Annotated in this window: 1 protein-coding gene; it reads right to left on the bottom strand. The window is 49.4% G+C overall.

The window, feature by feature from the left end:
• The coding region (locus tag GWC95_RS04615) for a beta strand repeat-containing protein (RefSeq protein ID WP_202630217.1) at positions 1–1,631 on the bottom strand (1,631 nt) is incomplete at both ends.

Genomic DNA, 1,631 nt, shown 5'->3' with positions numbered 1-1,631 from the left:
CTGCATCAGCACCTGCGTTCCAGTCTTCCGAAGCAACCAGGTTGTAAGTGGTGCCGTTGGTAGAACTGTTTCCGTTTTTATTGAAGATGAGGTTGATTGCATTTTTATCCGTTGCATTGAGCCCGATGGCAAAACTGGTGGTACTGATCACATCAACACTGTTGCCGGTTAAAGTATAAGCGCCACCCTCACCAACGAAAGTAAGTTTGAGTGCGTCAATGTCGTTGTTAGAACCCGAAGCGGAGAGGAAGCCACTACCTGTTGCCGTCAGTATACCTGCTGATGCATTGTAAGAAACCGATGCAATGGCCGGTACCGCTACATTGACTGCAGTGATTGGCGAAACGGCATCCACGATCGTCACAGCCGCATCAGCACCTGCGTTCCAGTCTTCCGAAGCGACCAGGTTATAAGTAGTGTTGTTGGTAGAAGTCGTACCATTTTTATTGATGATCAGGTTCACACGGTCCTTATCGGTAGCGTTAAGCCCGATAGCGAATGTTGTTGCATCTACGATGTCCGCGCTGTTGCCAGTAAGTGTGTATGCACCGCCCTCGCCAACAAATGTGAGTTTGAGTGCGTTGATGTCGTTGTTCGCACCACTTGCAGACAGGAAGCCGCTACCTGTTGCTGTCAGCACACCTGTTGCCGCATCATAAGAAACCGATGCAATGGTTGGTACCGCTACATTGGAAACGGTGATTGGTGTAACCGCATCCACGATCGTCACAGCTGCATCAGCACCTGCGTTCCAGTCTTCCGAAGCGATCATGTTGTAGGCAATCGTGTTGGTAGAGCTGCTGCCATTCTTATTAAAGATGAGGTTGATGGCGCTCTTGTCTGTTGCATTGAGCCCGATGGCAAAAGTTGTAGCATCAATGATGTCTACGCTTCCACCGGTAAGTGTATGCGCACTGCCTTCACCGATGAATGTGAGTTTGAGTGCATTGATGTCGTTGTTGGAACCCGATGCAGCAAGGAACCCGCTGCCCGTTGCTGTCAGTACACCTGAAGCCGCATCATAGGAAACCGATGCAATGGTTGGTATGGACACATTGGTTACGTTAACCGTGCTCACCGCATCTACAATGTTCACAGCAGCATCAGCGCCTGTGTTCCAGTCTTCCGAAGCAACCAGGTTGTAAGTGGTGCCGTTGGTAGAAGTGTTTCCGTTTTTATTGAAGATGAGGTTGATTGCATTTTTATCCGTTGCGTTGAGCCCGATTGCAAAACTGGTGGTACTGATCACATCAACACTGTTGCCGGTTAATGTATAAGCGCCACCCTCACCAACGAAAGTAAGTTTGAGTGCATCAATGTCGTTGTTAGAACCCGAAGCGGAGAGGAACCCGCTGCCCGTTGCTGTCAACACACCGGTAGATGCATTGTAAGAAACCGATGCAATGGCCGGTACCGCTACATTGGAAACGGTGATTGGTGAAGTAGCATCCACGATCGTCACAGCTGCATCAGCACCTGCGTTCCAGTCTTCCGAAGCGACCAGGTTATAAGTAGTGTTGTTGGTAGAAGTCGTACCATTTTTATTGATGATCAGGTTCACACGGTCCTTATCGGTAGCGTTAAGCCCGATAGCGAATGTTGTTGCATCTACGATGTCCGCGCTGTTGCCA

Source organism: Sediminibacterium roseum (assembly GCF_009939005.1).
Classification (GTDB): domain Bacteria; phylum Bacteroidota; class Bacteroidia; order Chitinophagales; family Chitinophagaceae; genus Sediminibacterium; species Sediminibacterium roseum.
Note: the sequence above shows the minus strand (reverse complement) of the source record. Positions and strands in the feature narration are given on the sequence as shown.